General features: G+C 59.8%; 15 protein-coding genes. 2 read left to right on the forward strand and 13 right to left on the reverse strand.

The window, feature by feature from the left end:
- Nucleotides 1–72: 72 nt before the first annotated feature.
- Together AC1DT6_RS28015 and AC1DT6_RS28020 are read right to left on the reverse strand one after the other, a co-directional pair.
- Nucleotides 73–753: an isochorismatase family protein gene (locus tag AC1DT6_RS28015; RefSeq protein ID WP_477115111.1), complete on the reverse strand. Its 681-nt coding sequence runs from the start codon at nt 751–753 to the stop codon at nt 73–75.
- Between the two features lie 111 nt (nt 754–864).
- The gene (locus AC1DT6_RS28020) at nt 865–1740 is read right to left on the reverse strand and encodes a pirin family protein (protein WP_477115112.1); all 876 of its coding nucleotides are present in this window, start codon (nt 1738–1740) and stop codon (nt 865–867) included.
- Between the two features lie 127 nt (nt 1741–1867).
- Here AC1DT6_RS28020 and AC1DT6_RS28025 point away from each other — a divergent pair, with 127 nt between their 5' ends.
- Nucleotides 1868–2776 carry a LysR family transcriptional regulator gene (locus AC1DT6_RS28025; protein WP_477115113.1) on the forward strand — a complete coding sequence of 303 codons (909 nt, stop codon included), beginning with the start codon at nt 1868–1870 and terminating at the stop codon, nt 2774–2776.
- Nucleotides 2777–2828: 52 nt separating this feature from the next.
- Here AC1DT6_RS28025 and AC1DT6_RS28030 read toward each other — a convergent pair whose 3' ends face one another.
- The 11 genes from AC1DT6_RS28030 to AC1DT6_RS28080 form a co-directional block, all read right to left on the reverse strand.
- Nucleotides 2829–3278, reverse strand: coding sequence for a nuclear transport factor 2 family protein (locus AC1DT6_RS28030; protein WP_477115114.1), 450 nt, complete (start codon nt 3276–3278; stop codon nt 2829–2831).
- A gap of 512 nt (nt 3279–3790) precedes the next feature.
- Nucleotides 3791–5047: a DUF1329 domain-containing protein gene (locus AC1DT6_RS28035; protein ID WP_477115115.1), complete on the reverse strand. Its 1257-nt coding sequence runs from the start codon at nt 5045–5047 to the stop codon at nt 3791–3793.
- 16 nt (nt 5048–5063) lie between these two features.
- Nucleotides 5064–6647, reverse strand: coding sequence for a DUF1302 family protein (locus tag AC1DT6_RS28040; protein ID WP_477115116.1), 1584 nt, complete (start codon nt 6645–6647; stop codon nt 5064–5066).
- A 51-nt stretch (nt 6648–6698) separates the two neighbouring features.
- Nucleotides 6699–9095: an efflux RND transporter permease subunit gene (locus tag AC1DT6_RS28045; protein WP_477115117.1), complete on the reverse strand. Its 2397-nt coding sequence runs from the start codon at nt 9093–9095 to the stop codon at nt 6699–6701.
- A 29-nt stretch (nt 9096–9124) separates the two neighbouring features.
- Nucleotides 9125–10090: a WD40/YVTN/BNR-like repeat-containing protein gene (locus tag AC1DT6_RS28050; RefSeq protein WP_477115118.1), complete on the reverse strand. Its 966-nt coding sequence runs from the start codon at nt 10088–10090 to the stop codon at nt 9125–9127.
- 388 nt (nt 10091–10478) lie between these two features.
- Complete coding sequence (locus AC1DT6_RS28055; RefSeq protein WP_477115119.1) at nt 10479–10823, reverse strand: YciI family protein; 345 nt, start codon at nt 10821–10823, stop codon at nt 10479–10481.
- Between the two features lie 119 nt (nt 10824–10942).
- The gene (locus AC1DT6_RS28060; RefSeq protein WP_477115120.1) at nt 10943–12001 is read right to left on the reverse strand and encodes a maleylacetate reductase; all 1059 of its coding nucleotides are present in this window, start codon (nt 11999–12001) and stop codon (nt 10943–10945) included.
- Nucleotide 12002: 1 nt separating this feature from the next.
- Entirely contained in the window at nt 12003–12686 is a 684-nt protein-coding gene (locus AC1DT6_RS28065) for an alpha/beta hydrolase (protein WP_477115121.1), read from the reverse strand.
- Between the two features lie 63 nt (nt 12687–12749).
- Complete coding sequence (locus AC1DT6_RS28070) at nt 12750–13709, reverse strand: VOC family protein (RefSeq protein WP_477115122.1); 960 nt, start codon at nt 13707–13709, stop codon at nt 12750–12752.
- Nucleotides 13710–13780: 71 nt separating this feature from the next.
- Nucleotides 13781–14560 carry a citryl-CoA lyase gene (locus tag AC1DT6_RS28075; protein ID WP_477115123.1) on the reverse strand — a complete coding sequence of 260 codons (780 nt, stop codon included), beginning with the start codon at nt 14558–14560 and terminating at the stop codon, nt 13781–13783.
- A complete protein-coding gene (locus AC1DT6_RS28080) occupies nt 14560–16056 on the reverse strand; it encodes a class I adenylate-forming enzyme family protein (protein WP_477115124.1) in 1497 nt (498 codons plus the stop codon). Before AC1DT6_RS28080 ends, AC1DT6_RS28075 begins: the two co-directional genes overlap by 1 nt.
- A 209-nt stretch (nt 16057–16265) precedes the next feature.
- On the opposite strand from AC1DT6_RS28080, the gene AC1DT6_RS28085 reads away from it, so the two are divergent.
- Nucleotides 16266–17036, forward strand: a complete 771-nt coding sequence (locus AC1DT6_RS28085) for a GntR family transcriptional regulator (protein ID WP_477115125.1) — start codon at nt 16266–16268, stop codon at nt 17034–17036.
- The last annotated feature ends 1575 nt before the right edge of the window (nt 17037–18611 follow it).

The following is an 18611-nucleotide window of genomic DNA, read 5'->3' on the forward strand; positions in this document are numbered from 1 at the left end:
CGGTGCAGCCTTGGATGCGCGCTTGAAGACGCATATGACGCGCGCCTTCAAGCATCATTCAATATGCGTGACTTACTTGCGCATCGAGTCCAGTTCTTCGTTATTCTTCACAACTTGCTGCGCCTTCATATAGCTTTCGATCAGCAGTTGATAGGGCGGGAACACATCGGCATAGGCTTCAGCCCACTGCTGCGCATCCTCGCGGTTCCAGCTCTTCTGCAACTCGGAAAGTACTGCGCCGGTGTCGATCGGCACCACGCCAGCCTGCACCACGCGTGCGAGGGTAATTTCCTGCGCCATCTTGGAGTAGGTGCCGGATGCGTCCACCACCGCGAACACCCGGTAGCCGTCATGGACGGCACTGATGCTCGGAAACGCCATGCACACGCTGGTGATCGTGCCGGCTATGATCAGAGTCTTCTTGCCCGTCGCCTTGACCGCATCGACGAAATCCGGGTTATCCCAGGCATTGATCTGGCCTTTGCGCGCCACGTATTTCGCATGCGGCGCAAATTCGTGAATTTCGGGGATGAGCGGACCATTTGGCCCCTGTGGCACGGATGCGGTGGTGATGACCGGGATCTTTGCCAAGGTCGCCGCCTTGGCTAGTGCCGTCGCGTTCGCACGTAACGTGGTCATCGGCATGTCTCCGACAGTCTGGAAGAGGCCACTTTGGTGATCGATCAGCAGCATGGCCGAGTCGTCGACGTCAATGGTGGGGATCTTGCCGTTGAAGTTGGCGGGACTGCTCATGGTATATCTCCTGGAGCGGTAATTTGCAGGGCGGCGGAAGCGCCACCGTGCCTGGAATGGCGCGCGACCTGCGCGCCGCGAAGCGGTTGCTGCGGTGACGGCATCATGTATTCATGTATGGCTGGCCCGGATCTGTCCAAACTGCCCGCTGCGGTAGTCCGACAGAGCCTGCTCAATCTCTTCCGTCGAGTTCATGACAAAAGGCCCGTAGCTGACCACCGGTTCATCAATAGGCGCGCCCGAGAGCAGCAAGATGGTGGCATCGCTGGTAGCCTCCAAGTCAAACTCGGTGCCCGAACGATCCAGTACAACCAACTGCGCATCTTGTGCCGCCTGGCTGCCATTCACGATCACCTTGCCGCGCAGCACGACCAGCATGGCTGTGTGCCCAGCGAGCAGACTGAATCGGGCTTGACTGGCTTCCTGCAAACGCACATCCCACACGTTGATCGGCGTGAAAGTCCTGGCCGGCCCATGGGCGTCCAGATAATCGCCAGCTATGACACGCAGGAAGCCCGCCCCATTCGGTAGCGCCACTTGCGGAATCGCGGCATTCAACAACGTCTGGTAACCGGGCTCGCTCAGCTTTGCACGCGCGGGCAGATTGACCCAGAGTTGCACCATTTCGAGGGTACCGCCACTGCGCGCGAAAGCCTCGGAGTGATACTCCTCATGCRGGATGCCGGCTGCCGCGGTCATCCATTGCACGTCGCCCGGACCGATCCTGCCGCCCTGCCCGGTCGAATCGCGATGTTCCAACTCGCCCTCATAAACGATGGTGACGGTCTCAAAGCCGCGATGCGGATGCTCGCCAACGCCACGACGATGAGCCGTCGGCGTAAACTGCGCTGGGCCCGCGAAGTCCAGCATCAGGAAGGGACTGGCGTGACTGCCGATATTGTCCTGCGAAATGAGTGTACGTACCGGGAAACCGTCACCAACCCAGTGTCCGCGGGGACTGCTGTACACACCACGAATTTCCTTCATCTAATGCTCCTGTTCGATCAACCGGCAAGCCGGTATTGCCATGCAGTAAGCATAGGTAGACGGCGAGTGCTCCGGTAGCCCTCCTGGTTTATCCTCTGTGTTCTACAAATAGGACGATGATGCAGTCATGCAGCAAGACTTGAACGATCTCTACTACTTTGTCCAGGTTGTCGACAATCAGGGCTTCGCCGCTGCGAGTCGCACGCTCGGGATCCCGAAGTCCAAGCTAAGTCGACGCATTTCCACACTTGAGGAACGATTGGGCGTGCGGCTCATCCATAGATCCACCCGCCATTTCACGGTGACCGAGATTGGAGAGAGCTACTACGGGCATTGCAAGGCCATGCTGGTGGAAGCTGACGCGGCACAGCAGGCCATTGATCTCACCCGATCGGAGCCACAGGGTACGGTCCGTGTTTCTTGCCCCGTGGCGCTGCTGCACACTCGCGTCGGTGAAATGCTGGCAGATTTCATGGCCGCCCGCCCAAAGATCACGGTGCACCTGGATGCCACTAACCGGAGGGTGGATGTCATCGGGGAACGGGTTGACGTCGCCATTCGCGTGCGTGTTCCGCCACTGGAAGACAGCGGACTCGTGATGAAAGTGCTGACAGAGCGCGCGTGGTGTATGGTGGCCAGTCCACGCTTGGTGCCTGATGGAACGGCGCCGAAGACTCCGGCAGACCTTGCAGATCTGCCGACATTGGACATCGGCCCTGCCCAACCGAGCCATGTGTGGAAGCTGGAGGGGCCGAACGGTGCAACGGCCGAAGTGCGGCATGTGCCGAGACTGGTAACCGACGATATGCTCACGCTCCGCCAGGCTGCGATTGCCGGCGCGGGCATAGTGCCTTTGCCGTCGATGCTCGTTTCAGATCAGCTAAGGCAAGGACAGCTTGTGCGCCTCGTTCCCGCCTGGCAACCGCGAGGTGGAATTATCCACGCCGTCTACCCTACCCGGCGCGGACTCCTACCCTCGGTGCGCGCGCTGATCGACTATTTAGCCGCACGATTTAGCAAGCTTGACGAAACATAGGATAGATGGCGATTGAATCCGCTACCCGCGCTTATGTTTGGTGTGTCCCTTCTTAACGAGCGTCCTTGCCCCGCTTCCGCAGCCAGGGATAACGTTCTACGTCCAAGCCTCCATAGTCCGGGTCCAGATAGACATAGCAGCGCTGTATCCGGAAGTCTCGGATCTCGAAAACGTCGCACCAACGTCCCGCGTGGGTCACCCCCGCGCGCCACATCTCGCCGCTTTTGAGGCTTCCGCTGGATGTACCCTCAACCACCAACAGGTCCCCCTGCTGTATGACGTTCGCATGGGCAATATCGTGCGCAAGCGACTCCAGGATACCCATCAAATCCTGGAATAGTTGGCCGATCTGCTCATGGCCTTGCGCTATACCCCACTTGGGAAAGCAAAACTCAGCGTGCTCGTCAAACAGGTCAAGGACGCTCTCGCCCCTGTCCATGCGCTTGAAGTACTCCAGCGCAATCGCCTTGCGCTGCTCATCCGTCATTGTTCTAGTTTCCATGATCACTCACCCGCTTTAGGATGCTTGTAGACCTGTTGTCAGAGGGAATCCAGCCAGGCCCACGCTGGAGAAGACCCGCTTCCGAATGCCAGAGTTGCGGTTGAACCGGTCTGCGCTCATCTTAGCGGTTGCGCTGGCGCATACCTCCGCGCCGGCCCCCAATCCCCTTGCCGCACACAGCTTCTGAGCCTTTTGATGCGGTATGCCGACATCACCCGCAGTCATCGTCATAGAGGTAGGGTCCGCCAAAATAGCGAGCCCGAGAGTCGACAGGCCAATGGCCTTCCGGATATCGCGAAGGTAATTGGGTACGGCTGACGCTGAGGCCCAGTATCCCTTGATAGTGAGGTACATTCTGTTCCGTGCTCCGTCCACGGCAATCTCATAATGATCCCCGTAGCTTGCGACCGGTTTGCGCATCGCTTTTCCCCGGAGGATGATCGGCATTCTGGCCGTGAACAGTGCAAGAAGGTTCCCGCCCCACGTGGACGCCGGTGGACACCTTTCATGTGCTACTTGGCGATCGACTCCAGCGCGCTATAGGTCATATCGCTTTCCTTGATCTTCGCCTCGTTTAGCTTGTAACCGCGGAAGAGATAGATGGACGCGTGGCGTGCCTTGAAGTCGATGATGTCTCCCTGGATCGACGAGGAGTACTTCGTGCCATCCTCACCCACTGAAGGCGTCATGTGGAAGTTAATGAACTTCCAGAATTCCCCTTTCTTGTCATAGGCTTCGCCCATATAGACGCGCGGATAATTCACGTCCATGTAGACCACCTTCTTGCCATAGGGATGTTCCGTCGGGGGTGTACCTTCGATGACCCAGACCTCGCGCGGCTGCCACGTCTGTACCGGGTTCCAGTACGGCGGCTCCTTTAAGTCCACCGTTTTCCACTCTTCCGGTGTTCCTTTCTTTGACGGCGTGTAGCCGAGCTTGGCATCCGAAATCGCCAGGATCCAGCGCCGACTCACCAACTTAGTCTTCGGATACCACGAGGGCCTGGCGTTCCATACATAGATATCGTCATTCAGGACATCAAGCCCGCCAACCGGGTCCATCCATGCGCCGCCAGAAAGGCGACGGGTGCGCCGCGCCGATTTGATATAGGCCCAGCTGTCCTCCAGCTTCGGATCGTCGTAGCGGATGGTGAAGGTGCCCACCCCCTTGATGTCTTCGGGTGCCGTCGCTACAAACAGCGTCTTGCTGAGTACACCGCCGTCGCCCAGCACCGGCTTGTCGCCGCTAAGCCGTCCCTTCATGTAGTAGCGCTGAAACAGCCAGTCCTGCGTCGACTCCAGGCCCTTCTCGCCGCTGATCATCAGGAAGGTCGCCTTGTTGTTGATGACGTCACCCTCCGGTGAGGCGTAGTAGAAATTCCAGATCAGCTTGTCGCCCGCATGCGGGTCGCTCTGGCTGACTTCGGGGAAGGGGATGCCGGCCACCCAGCCCGTGACCTCGCGCGTCTTCTCATCGAATTGCGCCTTGCCCGCATTCTTCTTGGTAGCCTCGAGGTACTTGGGATCAAGCTGCACAGGCTTGGCGTGGCCAAGTGGAATCTTCAGCCCGGTATTGCGGATCTGCCATTCGAGCTTCTCGGTCAGCAGGCTCGCGATGGTATGGCCATCGAACGTTTCGTTCTTGACCTTATCAATGTTGGCCTTGTCGATCACGGTGCCAGCGGGCAGTTCCGCGGCAAGGGTTGCCGTGGCGCCAGCGCTGAATGCCGCAAACATGCACAGCGCGAGGGTCTTCTTAATGCGATACATGGTTTATGTCTCCTGCTTAGAACTGTCGTGTCAAACGAGCGATGAATTGGTCATTGTTGGCAAAGGAACCGAACAGGCGCGTTGAACCTTCCACCTGGCCGGGCAATCGTTGGTTCTTCGAGAAAAACAGGTCCGCCTCCAGCACCAGGCGCCAGTGGTTGCCGTAGACGAACTCGACGCTCGGGATCAGAAAGCCTCCGCGGCCCTGCAGGTCCACACCTGCGGCTAGCTGGGGATTGATCTTGTCGTTCTTGTAGTTCAGGCCAAGAATCACGGTGGCAATGGTGGAGTGCTCCTTCGCCGCCGCGCCATAGCCGACCATGTTGACGATATCGTCCGACTGCTTGTAGTTCTGAATCCACTTATCGAACACCTGGACCGAGAAGAATGACGGTCGGCTCGTGCCGATCAGCTTGGTCAGGTTCAGGTTCTTGTCGATTCGGACCATGGTGGTGACCAGGTCCTTCTTGATGATGCCGCCGAATCCAGGGAGGGCCCCGCCAAAGAAGTTGGTACCGACGTTGTAGGGTGCATTGCGCGTGTAGACGAGCTCCGTGCTCAGCACCGAATCGATGGCCGGCACATAGCCGCTGACGGTCGCGCCGAACAGGTCGATCTTCGGGAAGATGAAATCGCCCAGCGCGCCGGTCGGCGTGGCGCCGGACGGCGCGAAGGCGGAGTTCACGACAGGATCGTTGCTAAAGGTCTTGAGATACGCCAACGAATAGTTGACCGGCCCCGCGATACCCTCCCACCGGACGCCGCCCGTCTTGTCCTCCACATTGGCGCCAGGCTGTCGATAGTTGTAGTTCAGCGCCCCGGGCGCAAGAAAGTCCACACCCTTGTAGGGCTGTCCCGCCCAGCGGCCGCCATAAAGGTCGTAGCTATTGCCTACGTCACGATTGCGATCAATGCCGGGGCGGAACAGCAGCTGCAGGCTCCCGTCCGCCTCCGGGACATTGATCTTGGTCTTGATCAGGAAGAGCGGCTTGCGCAGTTCGTCGCCTTCGCGTTCCAGGAAGGAACGCCAGCGGTAGTCGAAACCGTTGACCAGATCGAGTGCACGGAAAAAGTCCGTTTCACCCCAAACAACCTGCTGCTTGCCGATGCGGAAATTTACGCGCTCTACAGGTGAGAAATCCGCGTAGTATTCACGCAGGTCCGCTTGGTTGTACTGGTCCATCAAGCGGCTACCCGGCCCACCTTGCGAATGCTCCTGGTTCAGCCGCTCAAGATCCTTGAGATAGGGCGTCTTATATTCCTGGTCCGCCCGCCCCACGACCTTCCATGTAATCGGGCCAGTCTTCGCATCGGCATCGAGCAGCAGCGAACCGCGTACCATGGATGGCGAATACCTGTCGTTTTTGCTCGTCTCCGGCGGGTTCTGCAGATTGAACGAGGCCCAGGCCCGGGCGTATCCGCCCAGGTGGAAGCTGTAGTTCTCCGAGTTGCTCTCGCTGTCCGCGGCGTTTTGCGCACTGACCGTGGCGGACTCGTCCGCCTCGGCGGCGCCAGCGTTCGATGAGGCGGCTAGAAGAGCCAACGCCAGACCAGCCGCACCGGATTTCATGCCGCGTTCATACCAAGAATTCAATTTCACTGTCTCCTCCTGTTAATGTTCTCTTATTGTTTTTTTCACCGAAGCAGGTGCCTAGTAGACCTCCGGCACCGCGCTCATTGCGACGTTGTGACTTCCCGGCGTCACCCCCTTGCCCGCCGTCTTTACAATGAACGCCGGCCGGAACACCAGTACCATCGCCGGCATGATGAACAGGGCGCTCAGCGCCGAGACGAATAGCCAGATGGCCATCAGCACACCCATGTCAGCCTGGAATCGCAGCGACGAGGCACACCAAAGCACCACGCTGGTAGTCAGCGTGAGCGCGGTAACCACCACGCCGCGACCGGCACCGTGCAGCGAGGCGATCGTGGCCGCCGGCAGCTCCTTGCCTTCGCCGAGCTTCTCCTTGATGCCGTCGACGATGTAGAAGGCGTAGTCCACCCCCAAGCCGATGCCCAGTGCCGCCACCGGCAGCGTGCTCAGGTTCATGCCGATGCCTTTCCACGCCATATAGCTGAACGTGATGGTGTTGGAGAGAATCACGGGCACCATGAAGAAGATGCCGGCCGTCACGGAGCGGTAGGCCACCGCGCAGCAAATCACAAGCACCAGTAGCGCAAGCGCGATACTTTCAATCTGTCCTGCGAGAATCACCTCGTTGACCGCCGCCAGCACACCAACCAGGCCGCCCGCCAACTGATAAGTGCCTTCGGCAAGGGGATGGGCATCCACATAGGCCTTAAGTCGTGCCATTGCCGTGCGAATGCTCTCGCCTTGGTGATCGCGGAAGTTGAACGTCACCGAGGCGTTCTGCGATTGGGCATCGGTAAAGCGGGCCATGTCGCCGGGATCGGATCCGGAGACGAACATGTACATCAGTTCCCCATTCTCTTGTGCGGTACGGCCCAGTTCCTGGTAGCGCGGATTGTTCTCGTTCAGGACTCGCCTCACCATGGGGATGACATCCGCGATCGAGGCGCTGCCGCCGATTTCGGGTTGAGCGGCCATGTAGCGCTGCAATCCGGTAATGTTCTCGAGAACCTTGGGCTCCTTCACAGCATTTGGCTTGGTTCCCGAGAACACGGCGTACAGCCGGTCAGCGCCCTGGAACTGCTGGTTGATCGCTGCCGCATCGCGGTTATAGGAGGAGTTCTGCCAGAGAATCGGAGAGCCGGGCTGCGCGTCCCCTACCTGAATGCGGGTGGCGTACCATGCGGAGACCGCAAACACAGCAACCGCAGACGCGAGCACTGCATAGCGCCACCGCGAGGTCGCACTCCGTACGCAGACATTCAGGATGCGGTCCAGGTAACGCCCGAGGTCCAGGCGGTGGGCGTACCCGCGCGGGTAACGCACCCACGAGAGCAGTACCGGCGTCATGACGCAGGCACTTAGCGCGATCGTCATCACCCACACCGTACCGATGATTGAGACCTTGTGCATCAGCGGGATGGGGGTCAGCACCACGACGACCATGCAGCCGGCGTCAGCAATCACGCCAAGCATGCCCGGCTTGAAAAGCTGCAGCATGCTTGCCTTCGCAGCCGCTTTTGTGGTGTTGGCGCCCGCGGCAATCTCCTCATCGAAGCGAGATACCAGTTGCACGGAATGCGAGATAGCCCTGGCCGTGATTAGGAACGCGATCACAATCACAAGCGGGTCCAGGTTAAAGCCCAACAGACGCGCGACGCCGAGGGCCCAGATGGCACTGCTGAGTCCTGCCAGAAGTGGCAGCAGGGTTCCGCGCCAGGTACGTGCAATGATGAACAGCAGCAACACGAGGCAGCCGATCGTGAACAGGAAGATGTGCAGAGTCTCTGGCAGGAAGTGCTTTACCCAGCCGTAGAGAATGGGCTCGCCAGTCACGCGCACCCGCACACCGTCGCCGCGCGCCGCATCGGCGATGGCCATCACCTGCGGGAATATCTTGTTGTAGTCGGCCGCCTTCTCATAGAAATCCACCGTGACCAGGGCAGCCTTCAGGTCTTTCGAGACATAGGCGCCATAGACGAGCGGATTGTTCAGCACGGCTTGCTTCAAAGTCTCCAGTCCGGCTTGGCTTTTCGGCACATCCGGCCACATCAGCGGGTTCGATTCGATGGCCTCGGTCGAGCCGCGAATCTCCTTGAGTTTGCGCGACGCCAACGAAACAATCTGGAACTGATTTGCGCCATCAACCTGCTGCAAGGCAGAAGTCACCGTCTTGACCTTGCTCAGGAACGGGGTGTTGAATATGTCCCCTTTCTCGGCTTCGAGCACGATGCTGACCACGTTCGAGCCGCCGAACGCCTGCTTGTACTGCTCGTGAACCTGGATATAGGGGTGGCTGCGCGGCAGCAGGTCTTCAAAAACGGTTCTGACTTCCACCCGCAAGGCGGCCACCAGCATCACGGCCGTCACCAGAAAGAAGATGCCGGTCACGTAAGCTCGCCGGTGTATGCAGTACTCGACAAAGCGTTCGAGCCTGCCTCGATCCATCGTATTCATGTTCTCCTCCAAATGCTCTCTGTGCTGCCTTACAAAGCGGCGGCGTCTTTAACGGCGAGGCGTGAGCCGGCGACGTAGTACTTGCCCCCCTGTGTCTGCACCTTGGTGTACCAGCCGCGGTCCTGTGGTGCGAAGCGGGTCAGACGCCATTTGCCGGCATCCTCCCCGGCGACCAGGACGACACCCTTGTCGCCCACTGCAATCCATTGCTTGCCATCCCACGCAACGTCCAGGAGATCCTCTTCTGTCGCCTTGCCGACCTGCATCCAGCTTGCCCCGCCGTTATCGCTCACCAGTACCGTGCCGCTGAGACCAACGGCGACAGCGTGGCCGGCGTCCCTGAACCTGACCGACATCAGACTGTGCTTGACCGGACTGGCAACGCTTGTCCAGTTCTCGCCAGCATCATTTGAGATGCGGATGCGGCCAAACTCGCCCACCACGCATCCGCGCTGCCCGTCGAAGGCGATGCCATTCCAGGCGGTGTCCTCCCCGTGCGCCGCGGATTGCCAGCTCTTTCCATAATCGCGGGAGCGCAACAGCACACCGCCACTGCCAGCCGCCCAGGCGCCGCCGTCCTGACTGACGTGGACGCGCATCAGCTTGTTGCTGATGGCCGACTTCGGTGCCTGCGCCTGCTCCCACGAGTGCCCCGCGTCTTCCGTCGTTAGAACCACGCCTTCGTTGCCTACGGCAACAGCCCGGCGCGCGTCCCAGGCGGCGACATCCTGCAGCGTCTCGTGGCTGGCCGCACGTTGCTTGCGCCAGTTCTGCCCGGCATCTTCGCTGTGCAGGATCTTCCCATTGGAACCAACTGCCCACATGGGCCCATTAGGCAGGGCGACGATGCCGAAGAAGGCATCACCTCGTTCGACGAGCGGTTGCTCGACAGGCTTGCCGACCGGCTTGGGCTTGACGAAGAGGCCGGCATAAAGGAGTCCCCCAATAATGGCGAGGGGTAATCCCGACAGGATGATGCGTTTGATGCGTTCCATGACTCATGTCTTCTTTCTGAAAAGGACACCTAAAGGCTGCTTGTGTGGGCGGCACATGGCACGCGTAGGCAATGCACCCCGCGGCTTGCCATCGCGTGCGCACATGCCTGCCGTGGGCGAATGCCGCCCTGCAGGGTTGCACTGCGCTTCTTTGCTGAATCTGATAAATAGGCACTCGCGGCACAATCGCAGAGTTGAGTCTTTGCCGCGGCGCCTAGGTGAACACTAGGCAGCGCGGGGTCTTGGCATCCGTGCCGAGTATGTGAAGTCGTACATGGTGTCTCCTAGCCTTTGGTTGGCAGCGGATGCGCGCATGCGCTCCGCCGTCTCTTACCGTTTTTCTCTCTGTAGCGTGCGCTGCAAGCTGGAAGAATGGCGCCTGAAACCCTCAGCTCGCAGCAGAATTAGCGCTTTGCAGCGCTCGCTCCAACTCTTCGTGCAAGATGCGTGGATTCGCGTGGGGAGCAAATTGAATGAAGCGTTCCACCTCTACCCGTTCGAGCAATCCTGCGCGGTAATAAGGGTCATCGGCGATTAACGACTCCGCCTGTTCCCTGTCGGCACAGTTGACGGCGAGGAACAACCCTTGCGGGCGCAGATCCTCCCCACACAAGGCACCGGCGCAGACAATCCCTGGCAACTTGGAGATGACGTGGCGGATGTGTTCAGGCCGAAGCTTAAGGCGCGTCTCCTCCATCTGCTGGCGAAAGTACGCGCGAATAATGTATGACATGGCAAATTCCCTCCACTGGGGCGCTCAGGCATCCGGCCCTGAGCTTGGGTAACGGGATTAGTATCGGCGTCGCTAAAAATCATAGCTGCGCCGGCAACAGCGTCTTTAGCGTCAGCTACTCAGGCCGGGCCGGCCCCTTCGTACGCACGCTGCAACAGCTCGCGTATCGGCCCTCGTTCAATCGGACGCGGATTGGGATAGGGCGTCTCCACCACCAAATCGGCTGCGCGATCGAGGCCGAGGCCTGGCATACCGATTTCGCGCAACGAACGCGGTACGGTAAGCGACTCACCAAGTTCACGCAGCCCGGCAGGCGCGTGTTCTCGCCCCAGCGCACGCGCAATACGTGCCATCGCCTGTGGCGCCGCCGCAGCGTTATAGGCGAGCGCGTAAGGTAAAATGACGGTGTGCACTTCTCCGTGCGGCAGGTTGAAACTACCGCCCAGCGTATGGCATAGCTTGTGGTGCACCCCCATCTGCACGTTACCTAACACGGTGCCGCACAGCCAGGCACCATACAGCGCGTCACTACGGGCGTCGACATCTGTGGCATCGAGCCTCAGACGCGGTAATGCATTCGCGAGGGCACGAATTCCTTCTTCTGCCATCAAGCTATAGACTGGATTGCCGTCGCGAGCGTACAGCGCCTCGGCGGCATGCGCGATGGCATTCATCCCACTCGTCATGCTGATGGCCTGGGGCAACGTCAGCGTCAGCTCCGGGTCATAAATCACGCCGCGTGGCATCACGCGCCAGTCCCGCCCGGTCTTCTTGATTCCCGCATCGGTAATCCCGTACAGCGGCGTCATCTCTGAACCAGCATAGGTCGTCGGCAAGGCGATGATCGGCAGGTTCGATTCGAGCGCGATCGCTTTGGCGAGACCGATGGTCGATCCCCCACCGGCGGCGACGCATCCGTCGGCGCCCAAGCTCTTCGCGGCATCGACTGCCGCGCGTGCGACGTCGACAGGCACGTGCATTACTGCCTTGCCATAGACGCCAACACATTGATCGCCCAAGATGTCCGCCAACTGCTGACCAAGAGCGACCTGCTCAGGCGTGGTCAGCACCAGCACCCGCTTGACCCCGAGTTGCTCCAGTTCGCGCGGCAGGAAGTGGCGCGCCCCGCCGCCAAAGACAACGCGGGCTCCGTGGGTTTCGTGCACAAAGGGCTGCATGCTAACGGCTCCGGGCGGAATTAAAGTGGACTTGCGACGCGCTCTGGTCCACGGTGGCCCTGGCATAGCCGATTTCGACATCGCGGATGCCATGCTCCGTGCCAGCCTCCACCTTCAAAGTCACGTCAGCACCCACCGTTTGGAATTGTGCGGCTGATTCCCGCACACTCTTCGCAGGTACGAACGGGTCCTGCTCCCAGGTTGAAAACAGCACGGGCATTCCTTGAAAATTGCGATGCGAAGTGTCGCGTAGCATGCCCTGCGGGCCGATCAATCCGCCGGTGAATGCGACTAACGCGCGGTAACGTCGTCGTTGACGCCAGACAAACTCGCTGCAAAGACACGCGCCCTGCGAAAACCCCATCAGGACCTGGGACTCGTATGGGAAACCAAGCATCCGCAGTTCCTCCGACAGCGTATCCAGGCGTTCAAGCGCCTGCGAAAGCCGCGGCTCATTGACCTCAAGTGGTTCGATGAAACGCTCCGGGTACCAGGAATTTTCCGCCGCCAACGGTGCAAGCCATGCGATGTCTGGGCGCGCAAAACGGCTGACCACCATCTCCTGCATCAGCGCGGGCGACTGGCCACGGCCATGCACAAGGATGACAGCAAGCGCCGCATCGCGCGCTGCGGCTGCTCCGAAGCTACTTACCGGTTGATGCATATGAGGATTGGCGTATTGCATGTGGCGTTGCGCGGGGTGTTCCAGTAGCGTGCAGTCGGACGCAGCTTGTGCGCCCGCTCGGACTCAGTACTTCAAGGTCTCCAGCGATTCCATGATCGTCTTGCGCTGGCTTTCGAACTGGGGTGCGATCTGCAGTTCGGTGCCGAGCTTCTCGTACGGTTCGTCGATCAGGAAGCCCTCGGGCTTGGATACTGTGGCCTCGAACATCGCGCCGCTGGGCGTGCGCACGTAAATCGATTCGAAGTACCCGCGGTCCTTGCGCTCGGAGGTGTCGGTCAAACCCATGCCCTCGAGCCTGGCCTTGACCAGGTCCTGGACAACATGGTCCGCTACCTGGAACGCGCAGTGATGCACGGTGCCCTCGCCATAGGTCCAGCTCGCCTGGGGCATGCTCGTTTCCAGGGCAAAGTCGACGAACTTGCCGGAGCCGCCCTCGCCGAATGCATAGCGAGCGTACTTGCCGTCTCGCGCCACCTCGCGGGCAGACCAGCCGTCCTGCATGAACTCCTGCGAAGGTTCCATCTCCCGCACGTTCACTGCGATGGTGTGCAGGCCGCGGATTGCTAACTCGGCCGGCACCTCGCCATTGGAGTAAGGCTTGCGAGCGTCGTCGGCGATACCGATCAGCTCGTACTCGATGCCACAGGGATGCGCGAACGTTATGACCTGCTCGCCAAAACGCTCGGAGCGACCAACCTCAAAGCCGTGGTCGGCCAGGCGCTTCTCCCAGAACGGAATGGCTGACGCTGGCACCGATAGCGCCAAGTTGCCGATCTGCCCGGCCCCACGCTTGCCCTTCCGGCCGAAATGAGCTACCGGGAAGCAGGTGATCAGCGTGCTCTCCTCGCCGAGGTCATTGCCGTAGTAGAGGTGGTAGAACGGCGTACCGCCATCGTAGATCAGGGTCTTCTTGACGCTCTTGAGTGAGAGCACCTTGGTGTGGAAGTCATAGTCTTCCTGGGCCGTGCCGACATTCAGGGTGATATGGTGATGGCGCTGAATGGAATGATTTGCTTGGGTCATTTTTGTCTCCTCCTACTGCGGATTGGATGGTACGAAAAATCAGGAAGACTTCGCGTGCCGTTTGGGGATGGTCACTCCGCCGAATGTTCAGGCGTCATCGCGCCGTCGACCAGATCCCAGATGAATCGTCCCGAAGGCTCGCGTTGTTCTTCGGCAATATGAGCGATCAAGCCAGCCGCGCGGCTAAGGACAGCGAAGCCGCGCATGAGCGCTGCGGGGATGCCGATATCGCCCAGGATGGCGGCGATTGCACCCGTTGCATTGATCGTTATGTGACGTCCGGCTGCAGCGTCGACCTCGGCAGCCAGTTGCTCCAGCGCTGCACAATGTGGTCCGTGGGTACCGACTTCGCGCGCCAGCTTCAATAGCGCAATCGCACGCGGGTCGTCTGGCCGATGCAGGTGGTGGCCAAAGCCTGGCACCGCTTCCCGCCGCGTGCGGAAGTCCTGGGCAATACGCTGCGCTTCGGTCGGCCCTTGGTTGCCGGCATCCACGATGCGACCGAGGAGCTCGGCTGCCGGCTCCATCGTACCGACGAAGCGGCTGGCTACGGCCAGCAGGCCAGCTGCGACGCCAGCCTGGAGATTTTCCGGTGAACTCGCGTAGATCATGCGCGTAGCGATCGCGCTAGGCGTCATACCGTGCTCCATCAGCGTCACGAGCACGGCTTCGACAATCCGGCGCTGCGCCGCTGTCGGCACGATGCCAAAGGTCTGCTTCATGAAGACATCAACGAAGCTGACCTGGCCGAGCAGGTCGCCTACCAGATCATCGTCGCCATAATAGACAGCCTGCGTGGTGTAGTGGCAGAGCTTCGTGCGTGCCGCTTTGGCTTCGTTCGGATTGGTCATTAGTGGCTCCGATTGCTCAGGATGGTCTCGCGAACCGCAGGCTTTAGTACCTTGCCGACTGAACTACGCGGCAGCGCTTCGAACAGATGTACGTGCTTGGGCGTCTTGACCGAGCCGAGTTCGCGCTTGACAAGAGCGACGAGTTCGTTGGTGTCGACGCTCATTCCCGGACGCAATTGCACGGCAGCATGGACGGCCTCTCCCCACTTCGCGTCCGGGATGCCGACCACCGAACAATCCGCGACAGCCGGGTGGGCCGACAGCACCACCTCGACATCGCTGGGATAAACATTGAAGCCACCGGTGATGATCACATCGCGAATGCGGTCCCGCAGGAATAGGAAACCACGCTCGTCGAAGATCCCGGCATCGCCTGTACGCAGCCAGCCATTGACCAGTGTCTTGCGTGTTTCGTCTTCCGCCTTCAGGTAGCCGCTCATCACCAGATCGCCGCGTACCGCGATCTCGCCCTCTTCCCCGGCTTTAAGCGGGGTACCCTTCTTGTCGACGATGGCCACCCGGGTGAGCAGCGATGGTTTCCCCACGGAGGCCAGGTTCTCACCGGCCATGTCAGCGGGCGGGAGGAATGTGATGATCTGGGGCGCCTCGGTCTGGCCAAACGAGGTGCACAGGACGGAGCCGAACACAGACTGAGCGTCGCGGATCTRCTCCGGTCGCATCGGCGCGCCGCCATATACGAGATAGCGCAAGGCGCGCAGTGGACGGGGCGAGCGGCGCTGCTCCTCCACCAGCGAAAGAATCAGTGTGGGCGGCGCGAAGAACAAGGTCGCGTCGTGCGTACTTGCGGCGTCGAGCAGCGCAGAGGCCTTGGCGTACTCCGGAAATATCAGCGCTCCGCCAGCCCCCAGTACGGGGAGCATGTATGTCGAAGTGCCATGGGTAATCGGAGCAGCGACCAGATATCTATCATCCGGAACCAGGCCGAGTTCGTGGACCTGGGTTGCGATATTGGTGTTCCATGCGCGCAGAGGCTGGATGACCCCCTTCGGGTACCCAGTGGTGCCCCCGGTAAACTTGATAGCCTGCGGTTCGTCAAGACCAATCCCGCCACGCGAGTGCGGGCCCATCATCACGGCAGCTGTCTCACCCTGACAGCGCATCAAATCCTCAAGCGGCCGCAGGCGCGCGGAGATGCCAGCCAACCGTTCTGCCATGTCGGCATCGGCAAGCACGAGCGACGGCTCGACAAACTCGACGATGCGGTGCAATTCAGGGTCGCCATTGCGCGGGTTCAGCGGCACCCATACCTTGCCTGCAGCCAGAATGGCCAGGATGCCCACCAAATGATCCACGGTGTTTGCCGCCCCTACGCAGACAAGGCTGYGAGGAGCCGGGTCGATGGCCGTGAGTGCGGCCGCCCGTTCGAGCACCATACGCGCCAGTTCACGGAAGGAAAGTTCGCCAGCAGGACTGATGATGGCCACCCGGTTCGGATGCCGGTCAACGGCGCGCCACAGGAAGTCGATGGGGTACATGCTCAGGGTATCTCCAGTAAACGAAGGCGATGGGATGCGGGACGAACCGACCCGTCATCGCATCGATGGCCGAACTATAGAAGTTTGTTCGAACATTCGAATATTAGGAATAACCCTGCCTACCATGGTAAAATTTATGGTCCTCAGAGCAGGCAGTTTGCCCTCCGCCCCGCGACGACAGGCCGAAAATACCTATCGCTTTGAACGCCATGCAAGACGAGATCGAAGCCTATTCAGCCGCCCTGGCTACTACAGCTCCCCGCCACCTTGACCTGGCGCGCACCCTGATGCAGAACATCCACAACGGCCATCCTGCCGTGGGCGAACTGCTCCCGACTGAAGCTGAACTGTGCGAAAAGTGGAATTTGAGCCGCTACGCTGTGCGACAGGCGGTGCAGAAATTGTGCAGCCTCGGCTTGGTTACCCGACAGGCCGGCGTCGGTACGCGCGTTGTCTCCGACCGCCCCCAGAGTCGCTTCCTGCAGGTAATGGACTCGCCTGCCGACCTCGTCGGCTACGCCAAAGGTACAACGCTGCGCAAGTCGGCCTACGAACGCATAGAAGCCGACGAGGCCCATGCAGCCTTGCTGCGCTGCGCGCCTGGGGCAAGTTGGTTGCACATTGCCGGCACGCGATATGGCGGGGCACCCGCAAACGAAGCAATCGCACTTGTTGACATCTACGTCGAGGGGGCTTTCAGTGAACTGCCCCCGCTAGGAGAAACACTGGCCGTTCCCGTGTACACGATGGTCGAAAAGCAATACGGCATCAAAGTAACGCGAGTCGAGCAGGAAGTGCAGGGATTGCTGATCGAAGGCACACAAGCCGATGTCCTGAAAGTACCGGAAAAATCGGCTGGGTTGCGCATCATCCGGACCTATTTCTTACGCGACAAGGTGATCGCGGTGACGACGGGGGTTCACCCGGCGAGCCGCTTCAGCTATTCAACGACGTATCAGCTGACGCAGACTGTCGGATAGGCGGAGGAACAGTACACTGATATGGATTGACCGTGTCAATTGCTGAGTTCCTGGTTCATCCCCAGCTTCTTTCCACTCCCATGGATCTTCGAGTCGCCCGCAGATTGAGTGCTGCTTGAATAACTTTTCCGCCCGTTTAAACGGCCAGTCTCAAGTAAATTATCGGCATTCGTGAAGTGTAGTAATGATGGGGCTTCCGCAATTTGTGTGACGTCTGTTGAAGATCGAGGTTAATGCGACCCACGCTCAACGTTCATGCGACTGTAGCTTTTTTACGCTCAGCATTCATGCGACTGTATCTTTTCAATACGAAACGATGTCCCTGTGGCGCGTTGCGTGCGCTCTTCGAAGCAGCCGATTAAAGTTGTCAAGCTTAAGGTAGTACCAGTGCCAGGTAGTCGTTTCAAGCTTGCCGGGATGTTGCACGCACGTTGAAAAATTTGGATCCTGCCACTCGCGCTTCCAGAACGGCGAACAGATATCGTGAACTGTAGTAATGTTGGTACGTTTTCGTAGTAATGTTGGTACGCTCCATGGGCTGTACCGGTTTCGTCTCTCACGACTCAAGTCTTCTCACTGCAGCAATTCAGGCAGCAATGCGACAACTTGCCGGTCGGCCTTCATCGCAACAACGATCTGGCGGCTTTGCCGTTCGACGCACCCTTCCTTTCCGCCAGCTTCATGAGAAGCTCACGCGAATGCTCATGCTGTTCGAAAACGTCACCGACGTACCCTGACTCTCACACTGCTCTGGGCCTCCGCTTGCCGTTGGGCGGCCCAACGCCTTGAAATGGTAGGTCTGCTCGGCGGACTAACACCTGCCGCTGCGCATCGCTTCCGGATTTCGACGCAGAGCTCGAGAAGAGGATGCGTGAGATGACGCTGTCGTGGCAGCCAATCGGTAAGCACGTTACTCACGATCTTTTCGACCGGCGCTGCTAGATGCCTCTCCACCCCCGCCTTGGGACCTGGGTCATGACGTATCAACGCGCTCGCCACAGGATCCGCGAGGAATCGCCGGCGCAAGCGATAGATCGTAGACCTATGGACTCCCAGCAACTCGCCAGCCTTCTTGGCTTCCTGACGCGAGAGAGGCCCCCTCCCCAGCGGATGTAAGACCCTCACAATCGCCCGCTCGCGCTCCGTTGCATTCGTGTCCGTCATGTTCAATTCCGTGGTCTTACCCGCCCGAGACGATTTGCTGAGCGGAGGCTTGACTCTCGCATTGCCCGCCGCCTCTGCCTTCCGATGGGCGGCCCAGCGTCGCGAAATAGTAGCTCTGCTGGGCGGACAAACACTCGCCCCCGCGCATCGCTTCCGGATCTCGACGCAGATCTCAAGAAGCGGATGTATGAAATAAGGCTGGCGTGGCAGCCAATCGGTAAGCACTTCTTTCACGATATTCTCAACCGTCGCTGCAAAAAAAAGATCTCCCGCCTTGGGTCCCGAGCTATGCGGTATCAACGCGCTCGCTACAGGATTCGCGAGGAAGCGCCGCCGCAAGCGATACACAGAAGAACAATGGAGCCCAAGCAATTCCCCAGCCTTCGTAGCTCGCTCACGCGAGAGGGGACC

This window comes from Cupriavidus sp. 01L45, assembly GCF_056399885.1.

Excerpts from the sequence above, each read along its gene's own strand:
- AC1DT6_RS28015 (WP_477115111.1), bottom strand. The coding sequence starts at position 753 with ATGAGCAGTCCCGCCAACTTCAACGGCAAGATCCCCACCATTGACGTC.
- AC1DT6_RS28025 (WP_477115113.1), top strand. The coding sequence starts at position 1,868 with ATGCAGCAAGACTTGAACGATCTCTACTACTTTGTCCAGGTTGTCGAC.
- AC1DT6_RS28030 (WP_477115114.1), bottom strand. The coding sequence starts at position 3,278 with ATGGAAACTAGAACAATGACGGATGAGCAGCGCAAGGCGATTGCGCTG.
- AC1DT6_RS28035 (WP_477115115.1), bottom strand. The coding sequence starts at position 5,047 with ATGTATCGCATTAAGAAGACCCTCGCGCTGTGCATGTTTGCGGCATTC.
- AC1DT6_RS28045 (WP_477115117.1), bottom strand. The coding sequence starts at position 9,095 with ATGAATACGATGGATCGAGGCAGGCTCGAACGCTTTGTCGAGTACTGC.
- AC1DT6_RS28050 (WP_477115118.1), bottom strand. The coding sequence starts at position 10,090 with ATGGAACGCATCAAACGCATCATCCTGTCGGGATTACCCCTCGCCATT.
- AC1DT6_RS28055 (WP_477115119.1), bottom strand. The coding sequence starts at position 10,823 with ATGTCATACATTATTCGCGCGTACTTTCGCCAGCAGATGGAGGAGACG.
- AC1DT6_RS28060 (WP_477115120.1), bottom strand. The coding sequence starts at position 12,001 with ATGCAGCCCTTTGTGCACGAAACCCACGGAGCCCGCGTTGTCTTTGGC.
- AC1DT6_RS28065 (WP_477115121.1), bottom strand. The coding sequence starts at position 12,686 with ATGCAATACGCCAATCCTCATATGCATCAACCGGTAAGTAGCTTCGGA.
- AC1DT6_RS28070 (WP_477115122.1), bottom strand. The coding sequence starts at position 13,709 with ATGACCCAAGCAAATCATTCCATTCAGCGCCATCACCATATCACCCTG.
- AC1DT6_RS28075 (WP_477115123.1), bottom strand. The coding sequence starts at position 14,560 with ATGACCAATCCGAACGAAGCCAAAGCGGCACGCACGAAGCTCTGCCAC.
- AC1DT6_RS28085 (WP_477115125.1), top strand. The coding sequence starts at position 16,266 with ATGCAAGACGAGATCGAAGCCTATTCAGCCGCCCTGGCTACTACAGCT.